Here is a 19153-nt window from a genome sequence, read left to right as displayed (position 1 = left end):
TAGAATTGTAAGAGCGAAGTCGACATTAGTTGTGATTATGATTCAAAAACTCAGTTTTATCCTGTTGCTCTTCCTACTCCCATTATCGGTTTGGGCACAGCAATCCGGAACGAACCGAGCATCCTCGCTAGATACTACCCGCCAGGTGCAACTCGAGAACGTGGATGTTGCCCCCAATGCGGTTGACACCAAGGGCTGGCTCTTGTTAGACAAGGATATTCAGACCGAGCTAGAGGGGGCGGTATACAACCTGTATAATTTCAAGTATGACAAGGCTGAGCGGCAGTTTCGCTCCTTGCGGCGGCGCTACCCCAACCACCCAATGCCTTACTTCTTACTAGGCCTTAGTACCTGGTGGAAAATAGTACCCACTAACAACCAGACGAAACAGTACGACAAGCTGTTTTTCGCCTACATGGATACGGCTATTACAAAGGGCGAAAAGCTCTATACCGCCGATAACCGCAACTACGAAGCGTGTTTCTTCCTAGCAGCTGCGTATGGCTTTGATGGCCGCCTCCACGCAGACCGCCGCGACTGGCGCAAAGCTACCGTCAGTGCCAAACGCGCCCTCGATTATCTGGAGATTAGCAAAGAAGCGAATGGACTAAGCCCCGAGTTTCTGTTTGGCCAGGCGCTATTTAATTATTACTCTATCTGGATACCAGATAACTACCCTTTACTGAAGCCCGTTCTGCTGTTTTTCCCGAAGGGGAACAAGGCACTAGGCCTACAGCAACTTCGCAACGTGGCCGACAACGGCTTTTATGTAGGGCCAGAGGCGCGGGTATTTCTCATGAAGATTCTCCTTAATGAGGAGAACAAACCAGAGGCCGCGATGCCCATTGCCCGCTACATGGCTTCTACCTATCCCGATAACGCGTATTGCCAGCGCTTCTATGCCTTAGTCTGCTTCAATCAGGGCGAATTTCGGGAGTGCGAACGTGTAAGTCGTGAGATTCTGGACAAGCTCAACCAAGGTCTTCCTGGCTATGAGGCTATCAGCGGGCGCTATGCTACCTATTTCCTGGGTTGGCTCATGCAGAACAAGTACAAGGATTTTACAAAAGCAAAGGACTACTACTTGCGCTGCATCGTTTTTGCGGAGAGCACTGCTGAAACATCTGGTGGCTTCTACCTCTATGCTACCTTGGCCTTGGCACGTATAGCCGACAAAGAAAAGGATGTCAAAACCGCAATCCGGTATTACACGATAGTACGTGAGAAATCAGAGCGTAACTCGGAGCAATACAACGAGGCAAGAGCGTACTTGAAGAAAAACAAAAAGTAAGGCCTTCGCGCATGGAACTCAAAGACCTATTTCTAACGCCGCTTTACCTAGGCCTATTTTATGGCTTAGCTTTCGCCTTTCGCAAGCGTTTCACTAATGCGCTTACCAAGAAGTATTTTATTCCGGCGCTTTCATTAAAGTTTTTAGGTGCAATTGGGCTAGGTCTTATTTATCAATTCTATTATGGTGGTGGGGATACTTTTAACTATTTTAACCATGTAAAAGTGGTACATGCTGCCTTTATGGACTCTCCTGTAATTGGCTTTAAGCTATTACTATCACATGGAGAGTTCGATCCAGAGACTAGTCGATATGCGTCGATGATGGAATGGTATCGCGCTCCTACAGAATTTTTTGTTATAAAAGTAGCCGCCTTTTTTTCGCTATTTTGCTTTAATACTTATACAGTTATAGGGCTTGGGTTTGCCATACTTAGCTTCTCCGGAATGTGGGCTATGTACCTGACATTTTTGCGAATATTCCCTCTTGCCCATAAAAAGTTGGCAATAGCTGTATTCTTTTTACCATCTGTCTTTTTTTGGGGCTCTGGATTAATGAAAGACTCTCTCTGCATGGGAGCATTAGGGTGGGTGTTCTATGGATTTTATCACGGCATAATTATCCGTCGCAATGTTCCTTCTGCAGTAGTAATGGGGTTACTTGGCGCTTATATAATTGCGTCAGTCAAGATTTACATTTTATTATCTTTCCTTCCCCCTGCACTATTATGGGTATTTAACGAATACAACCAAAAAATCAAATCAAGTGCTTTGCGTTTAATTTTAAAGCCAGTGTTTATTGGTTTAGGTATAATAGTGGGCGCTTTTGGCGCTACTACTTTAACGGCCGGCGACGAAAGATATGATGTAGAAAAAATTGGTGAGCGCAGCAAAATCAACAACTATTACCTTACTCAGCAGGTAGCAAGCGGCTCGGCCTATAATATAGGCGAGTTTGATGGTTCTGCTTCCTCAATTGTAAAGGTAGCACCACAAGCCATTGTGGTTTCGCTTTTCAGGCCCTTTTTATTTGAAGCCCGAAATCCCGTCATGTTACTTTCTGCACTTGAGGCTACCTTATTTATATATTTAACGATCAGTTTATTTTATAAAACAGGGATAATAAAGAGCCTGCGGTTAATCGCAGGCGAACCTATTTTGTCCTTTTGCTTTATTTTTTCGATAATATTTGCCATTGGTGTTGGCGTAAATAGCGGTAATTTCGGCACGCTTGTACGCTATAAAATTCCGCTTATGCCTTTTTACTTAGGTGCACTTTATATTATGCAGTTCAAAGCGAGAGCACCCAGACGCGTGGTGACACGAAGGTCTCCTCAAGTGAACAATGCCAGAAAATTGGGCAGATTAGCCGTTACTGAGTAACGCTCTTCAATAGTATGTCGTGCATGTTTACCTAGCTCGCTGCGCAAAGGTGGAGCCTGCAGTAGCAGGCGCAATGCATTTTCCCAATCCGCAAGATCTGTACAGACATACCCATTATAGCCATCTTGAACTACTTCGGTATTCATGCCCACCGGCGAAACCAGCGCAGGCTCTCCCAAAGCCATATACTGTAATGCCTTAAAAGCGCATTTGCCTTTTGCCCATATATCGTCTTCCAGCGGCATCAGGCCTACATGAAATTGCAAAAGATCAGCAATTTCTGTTTCTTTTTTCCAAGGCACGAACACCAGCGACTTAAGCGGCAACTTTGGCGGCTCGTTAGAAATAACCCTAAATTCAAAGTCGAATTCCTGCTCTAGCTTACTCAAAACAGGTACTACCTGCTCAATATACTTTAGAGTAGAGTGTGTACCCGTCCAGCCAATCACTAATCGTTCGGGGGTGAGCTGGTTGCGCACCTGATTGTGCAGGTGAACAGTGTCAATAGTTGTAGGATTCACCATTACACAGTTGTTAAACTGTCGGGCGTAGGTGGCTAGGTACTCATTGCCGCAGCTTATTTTATATGCCCACCGGCAAATGCTCCCTACTTTATGATGCCACTTTACCCCGGCCACTATTTTATTGGCCTCCGAGGTATTTGGCAACCAAATAGCATCGTCGAAATCATATATTACTCTCTTCCTAAGCAGTTTAGCAATTATCCATTCAAACACAGGCGGCCCAATAGGTGAAGCTTCTCGGTGAATAAACACATAGTCGTACTGAGCTACACTAAAAAGCAATACAAACCGGCGTAAAAAGCCCAATACTATACCGGTAGCTTTTGCTAATGCGTGGCCCGGCTTGTACAATATATCCCAAGTGGCCAGATCAATGAACGAAGTTAAATGCCAGGTGTGTCCGGCTTCTGTGAGCAGCGGTAGATACTGTTCAAACCGGAATCGTTGGGAGGGTGCTTTTCCAACCGGGTAGGGAACCACAAAGAGTATTTTCATAGAAGGCAAGAAGATTCGCCTAACCCGTTAGATGGTCTGGCTGCAGTTAACAAAGGTACAAGATGCCTTGCGTGTTGTTGATGCTAGGCCAGCGTTCGTGCATTAGTATCTTTGATACAGTCTAGGAGTAGTAGCAGGCTCGCTGCACTACCGTGGCCTGAGTCCTATCACATGCCGTCACCTCCCCCCTACCTCTCTATCGTCAGCCCCGTCTATTGTGCTGAGCACACGCTGCCTGAGTTAGTTCATCGGCTGGAGGACAGCCTTGCCGGTGCCGCCTTGTCTTACGAAATCATTCTGGTAGATGATGGCAGCCCCACCCCCGATTGGCCTATTATCACAGAATTGGCTTCCCACAACGAGAGGATAAGGGGTCTTCGCCTTTCTCGAAATTTTGGACAACACCACGCTATTACGGCTGGGCTTACAGATGCTCAAGGAGAATGGGTAGTCGTGATGGACTGCGATTTGCAGGACCAGCCTGAAGAAATTTTGCGGCTATTAACAAAAGCGCAGGATGGCTATAAGGCTGTGCTAGCTCGCCGCGGCCAGCGCACTGACTCCTTCCTCACTATTTGGGTGGCACGTATATTTTACCGCATATTGGGTTACCTGACGGGTCAGCCTCAAGACCCAGAAGTAGGCAACTTTGGCATCTACCATCGGCAACTCATCGATACGGTATTGCGGCTCCCTGAAAGCACGCGCTACTTTCCTACTATGGTGCGTTGGGCAGGTTTCCGTCAAACGTCTATCTCCGTTCCTCATGGTATAAACGGCAGGCCTCCTTCTTATACTTTCTCCCGCCGGTTTCAGCTAGGCCTAGATATTTTGCTTTCTAATTCCGACAAGCCACTTCGACTAACAGTTTTCTTCGGTTTGTTCCTGGCTTTAGGAGCATTCGCCCTAGGTCTTGTTATGCTGGTTCGTGCATTTCTGGGTCAGATTGTAGTTTTAGGGTACGCAAGCTTGATTGTTTCTATTAGCTTTTTCTCTGGAATTATTATAACTGTACTCGGAATTGTAGGGCTTTATGTCGGGAAAACATTCGAGGGGGTTCGAAACCGCCCTTTGTATGTTGTTGCCGAAACAACCCCATAGCATGCTTACTGAACTTCCCTTTCACATTCCTTTCAACAAGCCTTACCTTACAGGTAATGAGCTACGTTATATTGCGGAAGCGGCGGCCCAAGGCAAGCTATCGGGCAACGGGGCTTTTACGCATCGCTGCCAAGAGTTCTTTCAAGAGGAGTATGGGTTCGGCAAGGCTTTACTAACCAATAGCGGCACAGCTGCTCTAGAAATGGCAGCCTTACTGCTGGATCTGCAGCCCGGCGATGAGGTCATTTTGCCCTCTTTCACATTCACATCCACTGCAAATGCGTTTCTATTGCGCGGCGCTACCCTACGATTCGCCGATAGTAGTGCCCTCCATCCCAACCTCGACCCGGCCGAAATTGCCCGCCTGATTACACCCAGAACGCGCGCCGTAGTGGTGGTACATTACGCCGGTGTAGCCTGCAACTTAGCTGCCATCCTACCCCTAATTGAGAAGCATCACCTCATTTTGATTGAGGATGCTGCCCAAGCCATAGAATCGTTTCATGACCGCCGTCGGTTAGGTTCTGTGGGCCACTTCGCTGCTTTTTCTTTTCACGAGACGAAGAACATCAGCGCTGGTGAAGGTGGCCTACTAGCCATTAACGACGCCAAATTTGCGCGACGAGCCGAAATTATCTGGGAGAAGGGCACTAACCGCGCCGCATTCTTTCGGGGTGAAACAGCCAAGTATCAATGGGTTGATATTGGATCTTCCTTTCTGCCTTCTGAGATGACTGCGGCCTTTCTGTGGGCACAGCTAGAGCATCGGCAATGTATTCTGCAGAGACGGCGGCAGCAGTGGATAACTTATGAGCAAGGGTTAGCTCCACTGGCTGCTCTGGGCCTACTACTTCCCCACATTCCAGTATATGCGCAGGAACATAATGGGCATATTTTCTACCTTATTTGCCGCTCCTTCGAAGAACGTCAACAGCTGATTCAGTACTTAGCTGATCAGAATATTCTGGCTGTATTTCATTACCAACCACTTCACAATAGCCCGTATTTCCATTCTCAGTATTCTGGCCCCAACCTAAGGAATTCAGAAAACTATGCCCAACGGCTACTCCGACTACCATTGTACTATGAATTGAGCGAGCAGCAGCAGTCACGTGTTATCAACCACGTGCTTGGTTTCTATACCACCCAGCATCTCCACTAAGCCGTTAATAGTCTACTGTTACTGACCTAGCAAACGCCGATACTCACCCCGATACCGCCCAATGGCCGTCTCCAAGTCATAATACTCCTGCGCCTTGTGCCGCAGCTCGGCTCCATCCTTTTGTAGCAGTTCCGGAATACTTCGTGCCGCAGCTTCGTAGCCAGCCATATCCAGATTAGATACAACCGTACCACCGTCCGTCTGCCGTACAATGTCTGCCACGTCTCCTACGCCATCGTTGCAGATAACAGGCAATCCCATGGCTAGAATTTCCCCGAGTTTGGTTGGTGAGCTTGCTTTTTTGGAATAACTCTGCTTAATAAAAAACAGGTTCAAGTTGGAAGCAGCTACTAACTCAGGCACTTCTTTACGTGTGGCAGGGCGCACAATAAAGTCGGTCTCTGCTAGGCCAGATACTTGGCGCGCCGCTGCCAGCACCATCTCTTTGGGTTCTTGGGTGATAAACAGCATTTTTGCCCCAGAGTAATGCTGCTTAATTACCGCAAACTGCGCCAGCATCTCATCTAATAGGTACCATGCTCCGATGGAGCCTAGGTAACTTATTACTAAATCCTCGTTGCCATAACCTAACTTTTGGCGCGCCACCTGCCGATCATGCGCCGTCAGTAGCGGAAACACCGAAAAGTCTGCGCTGCACGGAATCACAGTAATTGGTGTACCGGGGTAAGCAGGCCAGGTTTGCATCTCGCCTTTGCCATTCTCCGTCAGGCTGATAATACCGTCGGCGGCAGCAATAAACTCTGCCTCCTTGCGCTTGTAGGTTTTGTAGGCCCGGCGGTATATGGGGCTCTGTAGATTCCACATTCCACCCTCTACCCGCTCATCTACCCAGAACCCGCGCATATCAAACAGGAATTTGACCCCAAACCTCCGCTTCATTAGCAGCCCCACCTCGGCGCTAACGTAGCTGCGGCAATGCGTCATATCAAACTGCAGATCTTTATGTAGACTCATCGCCTTCTGCTGAAGCTGATACCGGTCATACATCTTGGCCAAAACAGGTGGCTTCCGCGTGAAAAAGATATACTCCCAGCGAATACCTGCCTGATCCGTTATCTCACGAATGATTCTTTCATGCTGAGCAAAGCGTTCCTTCTTCTCGGTAGAAAGTAGCGTGATGCTATATCCGGCCTGGGACAATCCCACCAGGTACGGCAGTACCTGCGACTGGCCTAGTGGGTCAGTCATGCCATCGTAAGAAATAAATAGAACGTGAGGTGCGGAAGAACTCATGGAACAGTTGTCAGGAAATATGTTAAGCTGTCATTTGATGCGTAGTGGCCCATTGATGCAGCACAATGAGCAGCCAAACGCGGTTGTATAAGTGGTCTTCTCCCCCTTCAAATCGCTTCACCAATCCTTGCACTACCTCTGGCCGTACGAAGCCTACTTGTTCCAATACCTGCGGATTCAAATACTCATCAATCAGATAGTGCAGATCCTTTTTCAGCCAAGTGCCCAAGGGTATCGAAAAACCCCACTTCGGCCTATCAAATATGTGAGCGGGCACATAGTCGTAGAGCACCTGTTTGAGCAGATACTTGCTGACCCCGTTTTTCACCTTCAACGCCGGATCCAAATTCAACGCAAATTCTGCAATGCGATAATCCAGAAGCGGCCCCCTCGTTTCCAGGGAATAACGCATGGATGCACGGTCCACTTTCACCAATAGATCGTCCTGCAGGTAATACTGCATGTCAAAAATGGCTTGCTGCTCAGCAGGCGTCAGCGGCCGCGGGCTAGGCCACTGCTCCGGTAGTGCTGGCAAGTCATTTAGGCCCGGCCGCAATAAGTTTCCAATTTCCTTTTCCGAAAACAGATACTGTTCCTGCGAGAAAATATGACTTCGCAACCGCTCTTGGGCGGGGTAATTCAACAGATCGGCTACTCGTTTGTATCGGTTGCTCATCTGCTGCATTACAAGCCGTGCCGGATGACGCAGCAGCTTCACGCTGCCCTGGGCCATACGATTCGCCCAAGTGTACATTCCGTAGCCGTGAAACAGTTCATCCCCTCCATCCCCCGATAAAGCCATAGTGACGTGTTGCCGGGCCAGCTTCGAGACCATTAGCGTTGGCACGGCCGAAGAGTCAGCATAAGGCTCATCATAGATAGTAGCTAGTTCTGCCATACTCTCGCGAGCCTCACGCTCAGTCACAGTAAAACTGTGGTGGTCAGTTCCAACGTGCTTAGCTACCGCTGCTGCAAAGTTTGACTCATTATGTTTAGCTGAATCGAAACCAATTGAGAAGGTCTTTACTGGTGTTGCTGACACATCTTGTGCTATGGCTGTAACCAAGCTAGAATCGATACCACCGCTGAGGAATGTACCGAAGGGCACATCGGCAATCATTCTGTATCGTACAGAGCTATGCACAAGATCGTGCAGCTGCTTCTTCGCTTCCTGCTCATCACGCAGTACTTCGGCACTAACCTTCTCCTCTAATTTCCAATAGCGCTCTTCGTTAAACTGGCTCCCGTTTACACGAATGTGCGCTCCGGAATCCATCTTCTTGATTTCGTTGTAGATGGAACGTGGGCGTGGAATGTATCCAAGATACAAGAACTGGTTTACTGCTGCTTTATCTACCGTCAAGCGCTGTCTTATAGGCGACAGATTCACTAATGATTTCAGCTCTGAGGCAAAGGCAAAAGTGTTAGCATCTAAATAGTAGTAAACCGGTTTTTTACCCAGCCGATCCCGAAACACATCCAATTGCTTGGTTTGCCTGTCGTAGATGGCAATAGCAAACATACCATTCAACTCTTGCACAAAGCTCGATCCCAACTTCACAAAAGCTTCCAGTATAACTTCTGTATCGGAAGTTGTGCGCATGTGTAGGCCTAGGCGGTCACGAATCTCTTGAAAATTGTAGACCTCGCCGTTGAAAACCGTGACGTACCGCTCGTTATGCGAGAACATCGGCTGATTGGCCGCCGAGGACAAGTCAAGAATGCTTAGACGTCGGTGGCCTAGGCCTATTTGTCCGTCAAAATAAAACCCGTCGGCATCAGGTCCCCGGTGTGCCAGACACGTGGTCATGCTCCGAAGCATCTCTTCAGTGAGAGGGGCGGCCGTTGTAAGATTCAAAAAACCAGCAATACCGCACATAGGCGAAAAGAATATAGTAACAAGAAAAAGAGCCGCTAGTAGGCGGCCCCGGCAAGTGTAGACAGTACGAGAATCTAAGAACGCTTAGCAAACTTCTTCAGTAAGCCCACTCCTCCAACGCCTATCATACAACGGGCAACCAATACGGCCGCCTGCCGAACAGATAACGCTGGCAATGCTTTCCAAGCATACAGTAATGCCTCATTACGGGCATCGGCAGCATAGGCATGGATGGCACAAAGGTAGTAAATATGCCCTAGCAGTTGCTGTCGTTGCACTTGGGTCAGATGTAGATGTTCGTCAAACCAAGATGGTAACTTGAGCCAACGATCAGACATAGTCCGGTGGTCGGCTCGCATCGAACGATCATCATGGTCATTCATTATAACTGTGGCGGCGTCAACCAAGTACAAGTGATCATGCTCCATATTTTGTAGCATAAACATCCAGTCTTCCACAGATGCATACTTGCGGTCCTCCTCAAATAGTATTAGTTGTGGATTTTCCCGGCGAACCGCAAAATTACAAGCCAAAGGATTGCCATGTAGAAATATATCCAGCCCATAGTAGCCGGCAGGCCGAGATGCTAGGTCGCTCGGCGTCAGTTGACCATCGCGCTCCAGCTGAAATTTACAGGCAATAAAGTTAGGCTGCTTCTGCTCCTGTATAGCCTGGTATAAGGTAGCTAAGTGATCTGGAAGCCAGCGATCATCAGAATCCAGAAACAAAACATACTCACCCCGGGCACGGGCCATCCCATAATTACGGGCAGCGCCCCGCTCAGCATTACACTTTGGGAAGTACTTTATTCGAGTGTCAATCAGAAAAGGAGCTACGATATCTGCTGTCTTGTCAGTGCTTCCATCATCAACAATTAGAATCTCAAAATCAGAGTAAGTTTGCGATACAACTGACTCAACTGTTGCACGGATAAACGATTCACGATTATACGAGGGAATTACTACTGAGAAAAAGCAAATCTCTTTCATTCTTCTTGTTTAGACAGGGCAATTATTAACCTAATATTTCATCTTCCAAAACGAAGTTTAATAAATCTCCTAAAAGCATTCTTAGGGAAGTTCTCATGTATATATGATACATGCTTACTAGTAGCTCGAATCAAATTTTTATTTTTCATATAAGAATATATTCTCTTTTCGAATAGCTCCCCTCCATAAGCAGGATACTTTTCCGAATCTGCATGATATTCTTTGTAAATATGTTTTTTAAAGTCGCTTAATCTAATAAGATAACATTGATCAGAAAAACCATAGGAATAAAACCAATCTTCATCCTCAGAGAAAGATTCATATTTGGCTTCATCATACTTATAATTCCATGCCGGGTTAACCGTGATAACGCTCTCATCATGAGCCAAAAGCTTAAGCCCCCTCTCAATCCAGTTCACAGTATCATTTTGAGTAACAACCCTTGCATCACTTGAGAAATGCAAAAGATAATCCGATGAATTTAAGTAAATACTTGTAAGCTCGGCTATTGAATAATAGTATCCCCCTTTAAAATCATCTTTTGCAAGATCAAAATAATCCAAAACCTCTTTTTCATAGTCTTTAACAATATAAAACTTGTCTATAACACCTTTACCTATTAATATATCAGCAGCTTTAGAGACTTTAATGTAATCATTTACATTATTAATCATTAAAACTTTTTCATCAAATTTAAAATTACATTTTTCTACCATCTCTTGCAGCAAACCCTCGCGAAGCAAAAAACGCCAATCTTTTTCGTAACACTTTGTTTCAAATGTCACAGATCCTAATGTTTGGTTATTGCTCATTATTAGAAGATTTTATTTCAGGCAAGTTACAATACCTTTTCTAGTGCTGTGATTATCATTCGTTCAATGGCGCTATAATTCTTATTCAAAAATATAATCCTATTTCCATTGTTCATTGCGGTTTTATTTCCTGAACTGCCACCCATTATATGCACAACCTCTGCCTCAGCATAAAGATAAATTTTATATCCTAGCTTTTTAATATCCCAACACCACTGCATATCTTCACAATACATAAAGAAGTCCTCGTTTAATCTATTTCCTGGTAGCTTGTCTAAAATTTCTTTCCTAAACATAAAAAATGTACCCCACACCCAATCAACCTCAACTGTTTGTCTGTTATCGAAGAAGGACCCAAGCATAAACCTACCTCTATACGCCTTTGAAAAAATTTTTTGCAACCGCAATAATTCAAAAAGAGTGTATTTAATAGATGGAAATCTTTGTGCAGCAGATTGATGTCTTCCATCAGGAAAAACTAATCTAGATGAAACCACTCCGATTTCAGGACTTTGATTTAAAAAGGCAAATGCTTTTATAATAGAGTCATCTTTGACAATAGTGTCACTGTTTAACAATAATATGAATCGACCCTTACATTCGCTAATTCCAAGATTATTGCCACCAGCAAAACCTAAATTAACTTCGCTTTTAATCAATTTTAAACGAGGAAAATTGATTAAAAAGACATCAGGGTCAACCTCTATAGATGCATTATCAACTAACACAACTTCGTATTCAAGTCCCACTGTACTCCTATACACCGACTGAATACATTGCTTCGTCAGCTCATAAGTATTATAATTTATTATTACAATTGACAAGTCCATTTTTAATACTTATTTTAAGAGTGACTTCAATCTTGAAATCCAAAGTGAGTTCATGAAAAATTGCTGGAAGGCATTAGGGACTTCCAATTTTTTTTCCTTATAATACTCAACTAAAGACTCCAGACCTTGAGCAGGCACCAATTCAAGCTTAGACCAGACCGCTGGCTGTATTGGGTGAAAATTTTTGACATTTTTATAATTTTCTTGGTCTAATCCCTTCCAGAAGTTGGTGTATTCATTAGTATCAAAATCCAACTTATGACCCCAGTTGCTTACTTTCTGCTGAATTTCTTCTTCAGATCTGGCCCACGATTGGTGTAGTATATAAAACGGATACTGTATATTAAACCAATCGCTAATCCTAGCATACTTATATGCAGGAACGTTTGTTGCTACAGGAAATTTTTCAGCTTTACTGTAACCACCATTATCGATAACTAAGAAACCAGAACCTAGTCTTTTGTATAAAATAACCAAAGCACAGTTGATATTTACCGGATAGGAATATTTTGTATTACGCAACCGCTTGGCGAACCCTTCAAAATCAATAAAATACTCATCGGCGTCAAGTTGCACGAACCATCCTCCATCTCCCATTCGCTCTGACATTAATCGGCGTTGCCTTGTATCATTATCGATCGGGCTTAATTGAGTAATGTGAAAGTCATCTTCATAGATATCAATTTTACCGTCAACATCTAGTTCTTTAACAAATTTATAGAATTCATCATCATTAAAAGCATATTTTTTACCAGACCATCCAATCCTATCTTTATCAATAGACAAGCATATTTTATCTGCAGAACTGTATACAATAGGCAAGGATGTTTTGAGAAACTCCCAATCGTAAGCAACATTAAAACCAACTTTAATTAATTCGCTCATTTTAAGTTTGAATTTAGTTTAGGTACAAAGCCTGTAACTTCATAATAAAGCTATTTATACCAAATAAACTATTTACATCTTTATATCCGTTTTCGGTAATATTTTTTTGCAAAATTTTATCGTCTAATAAGCGTTCTATTGCTTTCGAAATACTGCCAGAGTCTTTAAAGGGAACAACTAATGCATTATATTCATTTCTAATAAACTCGTTTGCAACACCCGATAAAGTAAAAACAGAGGGAATTCGTGCAGCTAATGCCTCAACGTATGTCTGTCCAAAGGCTTCACAATAAGGGTCTATTGGGACATGAACGTAAATATCAAATTGAGCATATAAAGCGGATAAATCTTTTTCAAATTTTATTTGCCTAAAAGCAGAAATTGGCAAGGACGAAATTAACAATCTTTCGATTTCAGCTTGATAATCACCTTGTGCATTAGCTAATACTAATACTAATTCAGGATATTTCTTACGCAGCGATTGAATAGCAGGAATTACGTATTGTATGCCTTTCAGGAATGTCTGCCTAGCTATGATTCCAATAACAGGCCCGCTAGTAAAAATATCATAATCCTTACGGACCCTGTTAACCGAGTCAAGGTTTAAATCCTCAATAGCTTTTAAATCGAAGCCGTGATGTATAAGAGAGATTTTTTCCTCTTTAACCCCTTCTCTATCTACAAGTACATTCTTCACAACCTCACTAATTGCGACTATTTTAGTGGCTAAGGCGTTAGTGAATTTATCGTAATAAACCGCCCTTGGGTAATAATCATGATGAAATGTTGAGTGATGACGCGTGAGAATTCTCTTACTTATACCACATATTTTTGCAGCGATTAGACCAACTATGTTTGCATCAAACAAGTGTGTATGAACCACGTCGCTACCCCATTCTCTCAATTGTTTGGCAACTTTGTATATCGCAGAGAATACATCTTGCTTTCCGCGATAGAAGATGCGTTTTGATTTAATATGATTCTCCTGCAAAAAATATCCCAATGCTGTATCGTGATCATCAAGTAAAATAAATGAAAGCTCTATTCGCTCACTGTCAGAGTATTTTACAATCCACTCAAATGCCAGGGATTTTTCAATCCCTGACACTATATATGTTACTTTGATGGGGCTTTTCATTAAAGCACGTTATTAATTTAATTAATGAACTTTACCCCTGCTGCGGTAGTCACAACATCATACAACCTGTAACGCATACTCTGTGGGAGTTTCGCTATTAAGGTACCCTCATCAATTATATTGATCCAGAATTCATGAGCAAAAAGCTTAAATAATTTATCTTTATAAGCCCTATTCATTTCATCTTTTTCAGAATATTTAATGTATAAACTTGGCTTTATCGCCTTAAGTTTATTATGAGCGCGCTTATATTCACGTAACCTCTTGATGTATGTTTTACAACTCACTGGCTCATCGTGCCAAGCTAAAGCATTTGATAAAAAATAGATAGGTATATTGTTTTCAGAAGCTCTCATAGCCAAATCGAAATCTTCAATATCCGTTAACAATTCATCAAAGCCATCTAGCTTAGCAAACAGAAGTTTAGTTATAGAGAAATTTGCAGCTGTAATAAAAGGCCTTTTTGAATTTATTAATGTTGTATCCTCTGAAGTAAATTGAGACATCCACTTTCTGCTTAGCCAGGCCTTATAGCGTTGAAAGTCTGTTTTCATCACCTCATAATCTTCCATAACATTTCCTACCGCGATGGAATTCGGCACTTTACTATGGTGAATGACATGACGTCGTATGCAGTCCGGCAAAGGACGCATATCATCGTCAAAGAAAACTAGCAAATCAGAACTGGCTTCTTTAAATCCTCTGTTGCGAACTACTGCTCTACCCTTATTGAGTTGCTCAACTACTTTGAGCTTTTTGAAGCTAAATTCGGTTCTATTTATTAAATCGATCGTATTATCTGTTGATCCATCAACGACCACTATCACTTCATCAGGAGCCCAGTCCTGTCCCTCCAAGGCTCTAAGTATATTTAAAATTTTATGGGCCCCATTATATGTCGGAACCACCGCAGAAACTGTCATATGCAGGAAATTAAAGCTACTTGGTAATTACTTACGACAATTGCTTTTGTATTAATTCATCATACTGATGCTCTGCAATTACTTTGCCGTCACGTAGCTCATATATCCGGGTACAATCTCTAAGCGTGGTGATTCTGTGCGCAATGATAAACATCGTTATGTCAGTACTAGACAATCGGCTAATTGCTTCATTAACCTCTCTCTCGGTCTCACTGTCCAAAGCGCTGGTTGCTTCGTCCATAACCAGAAGCTCTGTCTTCTTGTACAATGCTCTTGCTATTCCTATGCGCTGTCTCTGCCCACCAGATAGCCGGGATCCTCTTTCCCCAATATTTGTTTTAATGCCATCGTCAAGCGAGTTTATAAACTCTGTTAGTGAGGCCTGTTCAATAGCATACTCCAACCGATCATAGTCTACCTGGTCATCGCTCAACGTTATGTTGTCCTGAATGGAAGCTTCCATCAAAAAAGTATCCTGCTTCACGTATCCAATTTGCTTATACCACGATTGCAAATTAGCTTCTGTCAATTTTTTCCCATCAACACTTATAAAACCCTCTTGCTCTATATAGAACCTGAGTAAAATATTCATTAGAGTAGTCTTGCCCGATCCAGAGGCACCAATAATCCCAACTTTCTCTCCTTTTTTAACCTGCATATATATATTCTGCAAAACAGGAGCAGGGCTCTCAGGAAAAGAGAATGATACGTTGTTAATAACAATCATATCAGAAAACGAAACATCAATTTGCTTGGGAACTTGATAGATTGAGTATTCAGAGAATTTATTAATAGTTTCGTATGTGAATTTAAATTGCTTAAAGGACACTAAAGAAAGAATCAACCTATTTGCTGATGGCATCAAACGATAAGCAGCGGCTGCAAACAATCCTATTATTGTTACCAAATTTTCAGGAGAATCAGCAAAGAATAACGAATATAAAAATATTGTAACAACAGCCAGTATAGCCACCATCTCAATTACTTTAAGAGGCAACTGATTATATAAATTAGATTTAGCTTCCAGCTCCTGTATTTTCGCCTCATTTACCAGAAGTTTGTTTTTAAATTTTTCCTGTTTATTTGCTAATCTCAACTCAATAAAACCATGGAAAAGATCATGGAGCACATTGAATGACTGTGGACGCACTGCATTTATCTCATCTCCTATTCTAGTGGATCTATCACGCAAAAAACGATAAGTCATTAATGCCGATGGCACTAAAACTATAACTAATATCAGAAATAGCGAAGGCTGATAAATCAATATGCCCCCAACAATTACCAGTATTATTATCAACTCAGAGAAGAAAGCAAATAGCTGCCTAATTATATTATTAACATAAATTTGCGGAACAGACACCGTATCATTTATCAAATGTCCAGAACCTATCCGCATATACTCCCAAAAAGGAATATTATTATGTTTGTTCACTTGATGAGTAACAATATTAAGCGCCAAGTGCGCAGTAAATCTCACTTGCTGATAATTAACAAAAACGGTAAATAAATTCTTAAATAAGAAGAAAGCAAATACAGCCAGAATAAGAAACACTAAGAAATTGCGCTCAGATTGAAAGCTTAATGCATGATATACATAAGATGAATATTTATTCTCAAATATTGAGCCTGGACGCGATGCAGCCATTATCACTGGAATAAGTGATGCCAATCCAAAAACATCCAACAAAGAAGCTATTATTAAAAGAAAAAACTGTCCTACCGCTTTTCTTTTATCTGCGACGGACATGTGCATTAATGCACTACTAAGTGCGTCTAGTACAACACCTCTGTTCCCTGAGTTCGACTTCATATTGTTGTTAGATTTTTTTACTTTTATTTAGTAAAAAATCATATTACTTACGCTCCTTTAAAATACCGTCGCCAATTATCTGACGAATGCCGCTCATTTTATTTGAAAACAGGAATAATAAACCGGCTTTAACTAAATATTTGGTGAAATTGGGCTGGGTGCGTTTAAGCTCCTTATATATATACTTATTATAACCACTTGAAATATTATAGTTAATCAATCCATAAAACCACCTAGCTATAAAACTATTTATCCTTAGCTCATAAAAGCTAGTATTCAATGGAGTGTATTGCTGCATCAAACCCAGTAAGTGAGCCTCTTCTTTCAACCCTTGACCATTAGTTACAGCCCCGCTGCGCACATTGTTGGTGTGCTGACGAAAATAGTTTAACGGCTTAGCCACGAATGCCAATTTGCACTCTGCTAATACTTGCACCCAATACAACCAATCGCCGATTACTTTCATAGTCTCATCGGCCGGCGGAATGGATAGTAATACTTGTTTGCGTAATACTACTGCACTAGCGTTCGGAATTATATTCCTATAAACCAAATAGCTTTTCACAATTTCTATTCCAGAAATGATAAAGTCTTTACTCCAGAAATCAGGATTGATGTCTGCATAAAATGCTTGGTTATCTCTGTGCAGATTATTATTTTCATCAACTTCCCATGAGGTACAGAAAGCAATACCCACTTTGACATCTTCTTCAAGAGGCTTTAGTAGAGTAGACAGGAAAGTTGGATCTGCATAATCATCACTTTCTGCAATCCAGATATACTTACCTCGGGCCAGTGATACCCCCTTATTCCACTGCTTAAAGGTACTGCCGCTGTTCTGGGTGTTATACTCTACTCTTATTCTTACGTCAGTAGCCGCATACGCATCGATAATATCACGACTATTATCAGGTGAACAATCATCGAGGATAATCACCTCAATGTCTTTATAGTCCTGATTTATGACGCTTTCTATTCGCTGAGGTAAGTGGCGAGCGTGGTTGTAATTCGGAATAATTACCGACACACTAGGCTCTTTATTTTCCATACCTTGCTGCTTGGCTTGTGCTCACATTATAGGAATTCTACAGACCCTTATATGGGCTGGTAAACAACTGTTACCAAGAACACCTTCATGCAAAGGTAAGCATTATAGTCTAAGCCACTATGAGGGGTAGCTTGCGCAGAAATGAGCAGTCCCTTCATACATTATGAAGGGACTGCTCATTTCTGCCATACTATAGTAACATACTATTGCCTACACCCTCATACAGCGAAGCTGTTACCACTCCAACCGTATGACTTCATTTCCTAGCTGTTAAATGTAAGGGGCTTGACTACTCTTACCAACTGTCAAGAAGAAAGACCATTAAAGCTAAAAATGAACAATAGCTATCAGTTGGTAAGGTGAAGACCAGTAATACAGAAGCAGGCACCAAGGTTAGACCACCTTGGCGCAGATTCACTGAAACTGCGTCTACCTTTTACAGCGACAAACGGTTTAGTACTCGCTTCATGTAGAAGTTGGTGGTGAAGCCTGGATATAGAAAAGCTTGCTTGCCAATTATTTTGAGAGCACTCGCCCACTGTTTGTTTTTACGCATCATGGCAAAAGCCGAAAAAGCGTGCTGCTTTTTGATGGTCGTTAAGAATGTATCAGCAAGCGCCTCTGGAAGCAGGTTTTGATCCTTGTAGTAGGAGATTATACAGTATTTGGTTTCGTACACCTTAACATCTAGCAGAAAGCTGGAAGCATCTAACGCACTAATTGAGCTGTTATGCACTCTGTATTGGTAGAGTACCTCATCAATACAGAAAATGTCGTAATGAGCTCCTACCCGAAAATAGAACTCCGAATCGGTAGCAGCCTGTGTAGCTTTGGTAAGTAAGTACCGGTATAACCCTACTTTATCAAATACACTCCGGCGCATTACGGAAAGCCCTTGTCGCAGAATTGGATAAGACAGCATTTTATCAGGCCCTTGCTTAACTACATCGAGGCAGCTGAACGCTTTGCCACGGGCAAAATCAGGCAGGGGCTGGTCTGATCCAGGTATAAATTCACCGGTAGTAGTAATATTTACAAAGCGAGTGAACACCAAGCCTACGTTTTCGTTTTCCTGTAGCACCCGCATCGATTTTGCAAGTATGGTATCCATCCAGATATCGTCTGCATCCAGCTTAACGAAGTAAGGCGAGTGACAAAGGCTGATACCATAGTTCCAGTTTTCAAGCATACCAAGATTGGTAGCGTTCTGGTATACCTTGATCCGGCTGTCCTTAGCGGCCCATATGCACGCCTGCTCGTACGTGTTATCAGTAGAGCGGTCATCTACTATTATGAGTTCCCAATCGGCGAAGGTCTGGTTTATAACCGACCGGATTGTTTCGGAGATATAAGTACCCGCGTTATATGCAGGAATTAGAATACTAAGCGTGGGCATTTTTATTTTTTTAAACGAGAGCTTTAGCTTGCAAAAGTAATACCAACAGCTACTCAGTGCTGCTACCTGCTAAGTACAACACGGTAATAGTCAGCCATTACAATTTATAATAGAAGCCTGACACGTACAGATGGCTGCCTTTACTTAAACTACTTCCCGCTTTTCACATACAACAAACTTTCAACGTGCAGTTTGTCCTGAACAGCTAAGCAGCTGAAGTACTTATTGCAT

16 protein-coding genes are annotated in these 19153 nt (G+C 42.8%); 4 read left to right on the top strand and 12 right to left on the bottom strand.

Annotation, left to right across the window (positions count from 1 at the left end):
* The first annotated feature begins 145 nt into the window (after positions 1-145).
* A complete protein-coding gene (locus HMJ29_RS11705) occupies positions 146-1291 on the top strand; it encodes a tol-pal system protein YbgF (protein WP_244679298.1) in 1146 nt (381 codons plus the stop codon).
* 11 nt (positions 1292-1302) lie between these two features.
* Entirely contained in the window at positions 1303-2673 is a 1371-nt protein-coding gene (locus HMJ29_RS11700) for a hypothetical protein (protein WP_171591663.1), read from the top strand.
* Here HMJ29_RS11700 and HMJ29_RS11695 read toward each other — a convergent pair.
* A complete protein-coding gene (locus HMJ29_RS11695) occupies positions 2625-3692 on the bottom strand; it encodes a glycosyltransferase family 4 protein (protein WP_171591662.1) in 1068 nt (355 codons plus the stop codon). The two genes, HMJ29_RS11700 and HMJ29_RS11695, sit on opposite strands and share 49 nt — an antisense overlap.
* A 171-nt stretch (positions 3693-3863) precedes the next feature.
* Here HMJ29_RS11695 and HMJ29_RS11690 point away from each other — a divergent pair, with 171 nt between their 5' ends.
* Both HMJ29_RS11690 and rffA read left to right on the top strand, forming a co-directional pair.
* On the top strand, positions 3864-4793 hold the full coding sequence (locus tag HMJ29_RS11690) for a glycosyltransferase family 2 protein (protein ID WP_171591661.1): 930 nt from the start codon (positions 3864-3866) through the stop codon (positions 4791-4793).
* Position 4794: 1 nt separating this feature from the next.
* Positions 4795-5955: a dTDP-4-amino-4,6-dideoxygalactose transaminase gene (rffA, locus tag HMJ29_RS11685; protein WP_171591660.1), complete on the top strand. Its 1161-nt coding sequence runs from the start codon at positions 4795-4797 to the stop codon at positions 5953-5955.
* Between the two features lie 18 nt (positions 5956-5973).
* On the opposite strand, the gene HMJ29_RS11680 is transcribed toward rffA, so the two are convergent.
* From HMJ29_RS11680 to HMJ29_RS11630, 11 genes are all read right to left on the bottom strand, one after another.
* The gene (locus HMJ29_RS11680; protein ID WP_171591659.1) at positions 5974-7209 is read right to left on the bottom strand and encodes a glycosyltransferase; all 1236 of its coding nucleotides are present in this window, start codon (positions 7207-7209) and stop codon (positions 5974-5976) included.
* A 22-nt stretch (positions 7210-7231) separates the two neighbouring features.
* The gene (gene asnB / locus HMJ29_RS11675; RefSeq protein WP_171591658.1) at positions 7232-9088 is read right to left on the bottom strand and encodes an asparagine synthase (glutamine-hydrolyzing); all 1857 of its coding nucleotides are present in this window, start codon (positions 9086-9088) and stop codon (positions 7232-7234) included.
* A 74-nt stretch (positions 9089-9162) separates the two neighbouring features.
* Positions 9163-10077, bottom strand: a complete 915-nt coding sequence (locus tag HMJ29_RS11670; protein WP_171591657.1) for a glycosyltransferase family 2 protein — start codon at positions 10075-10077, stop codon at positions 9163-9165.
* Positions 10078-10115: 38 nt separating this feature from the next.
* The gene (locus HMJ29_RS11665) at positions 10116-10889 is read right to left on the bottom strand and encodes a hypothetical protein (protein WP_171591656.1); all 774 of its coding nucleotides are present in this window, start codon (positions 10887-10889) and stop codon (positions 10116-10118) included.
* Positions 10890-10915: 26 nt separating this feature from the next.
* Positions 10916-11719: a glycosyltransferase family 2 protein gene (locus HMJ29_RS11660; RefSeq protein ID WP_171591655.1), complete on the bottom strand. Its 804-nt coding sequence runs from the start codon at positions 11717-11719 to the stop codon at positions 10916-10918.
* Positions 11720-11728: 9 nt separating this feature from the next.
* Positions 11729-12604: a hypothetical protein gene (locus HMJ29_RS11655; RefSeq protein WP_171591654.1), complete on the bottom strand. Its 876-nt coding sequence runs from the start codon at positions 12602-12604 to the stop codon at positions 11729-11731.
* 13 nt (positions 12605-12617) lie between these two features.
* Positions 12618-13742 carry a glycosyltransferase family 4 protein gene (locus tag HMJ29_RS11650; protein ID WP_171591653.1) on the bottom strand — a complete coding sequence of 375 codons (1125 nt, stop codon included), beginning with the start codon at positions 13740-13742 and terminating at the stop codon, positions 12618-12620.
* Positions 13743-13759: 17 nt separating this feature from the next.
* Positions 13760-14665 (bottom strand): glycosyltransferase family 2 protein, encoded by a 906-nt coding sequence (locus tag HMJ29_RS11645; RefSeq protein ID WP_171591652.1) that lies wholly within the window; start codon positions 14663-14665, stop codon positions 13760-13762.
* A gap of 31 nt (positions 14666-14696) precedes the next feature.
* Positions 14697-16415 (bottom strand): ABC transporter ATP-binding protein, encoded by a 1719-nt coding sequence (locus HMJ29_RS11640; protein ID WP_171591651.1) that lies wholly within the window; start codon positions 16413-16415, stop codon positions 14697-14699.
* A 106-nt stretch (positions 16416-16521) separates the two neighbouring features.
* Complete coding sequence (locus tag HMJ29_RS11635) at positions 16522-17526, bottom strand: glycosyltransferase family 2 protein (RefSeq protein ID WP_171591650.1); 1005 nt, start codon at positions 17524-17526, stop codon at positions 16522-16524.
* Positions 17527-17962: 436 nt separating this feature from the next.
* Positions 17963-18922: a glycosyltransferase family 2 protein gene (locus tag HMJ29_RS11630; RefSeq protein ID WP_171591649.1), complete on the bottom strand. Its 960-nt coding sequence runs from the start codon at positions 18920-18922 to the stop codon at positions 17963-17965.
* Positions 18923-19153: the final 231 nt, after the last annotated feature.

This window comes from Hymenobacter taeanensis (assembly GCF_013137895.1).
GTDB classification, from domain to species: Bacteria; Bacteroidota; Bacteroidia; order Cytophagales; family Hymenobacteraceae; genus Hymenobacter; species Hymenobacter taeanensis.
The sequence above is the reverse complement of the archived record's forward strand: the minus strand, read 5'-3'. Positions and strand labels throughout refer to the sequence as shown.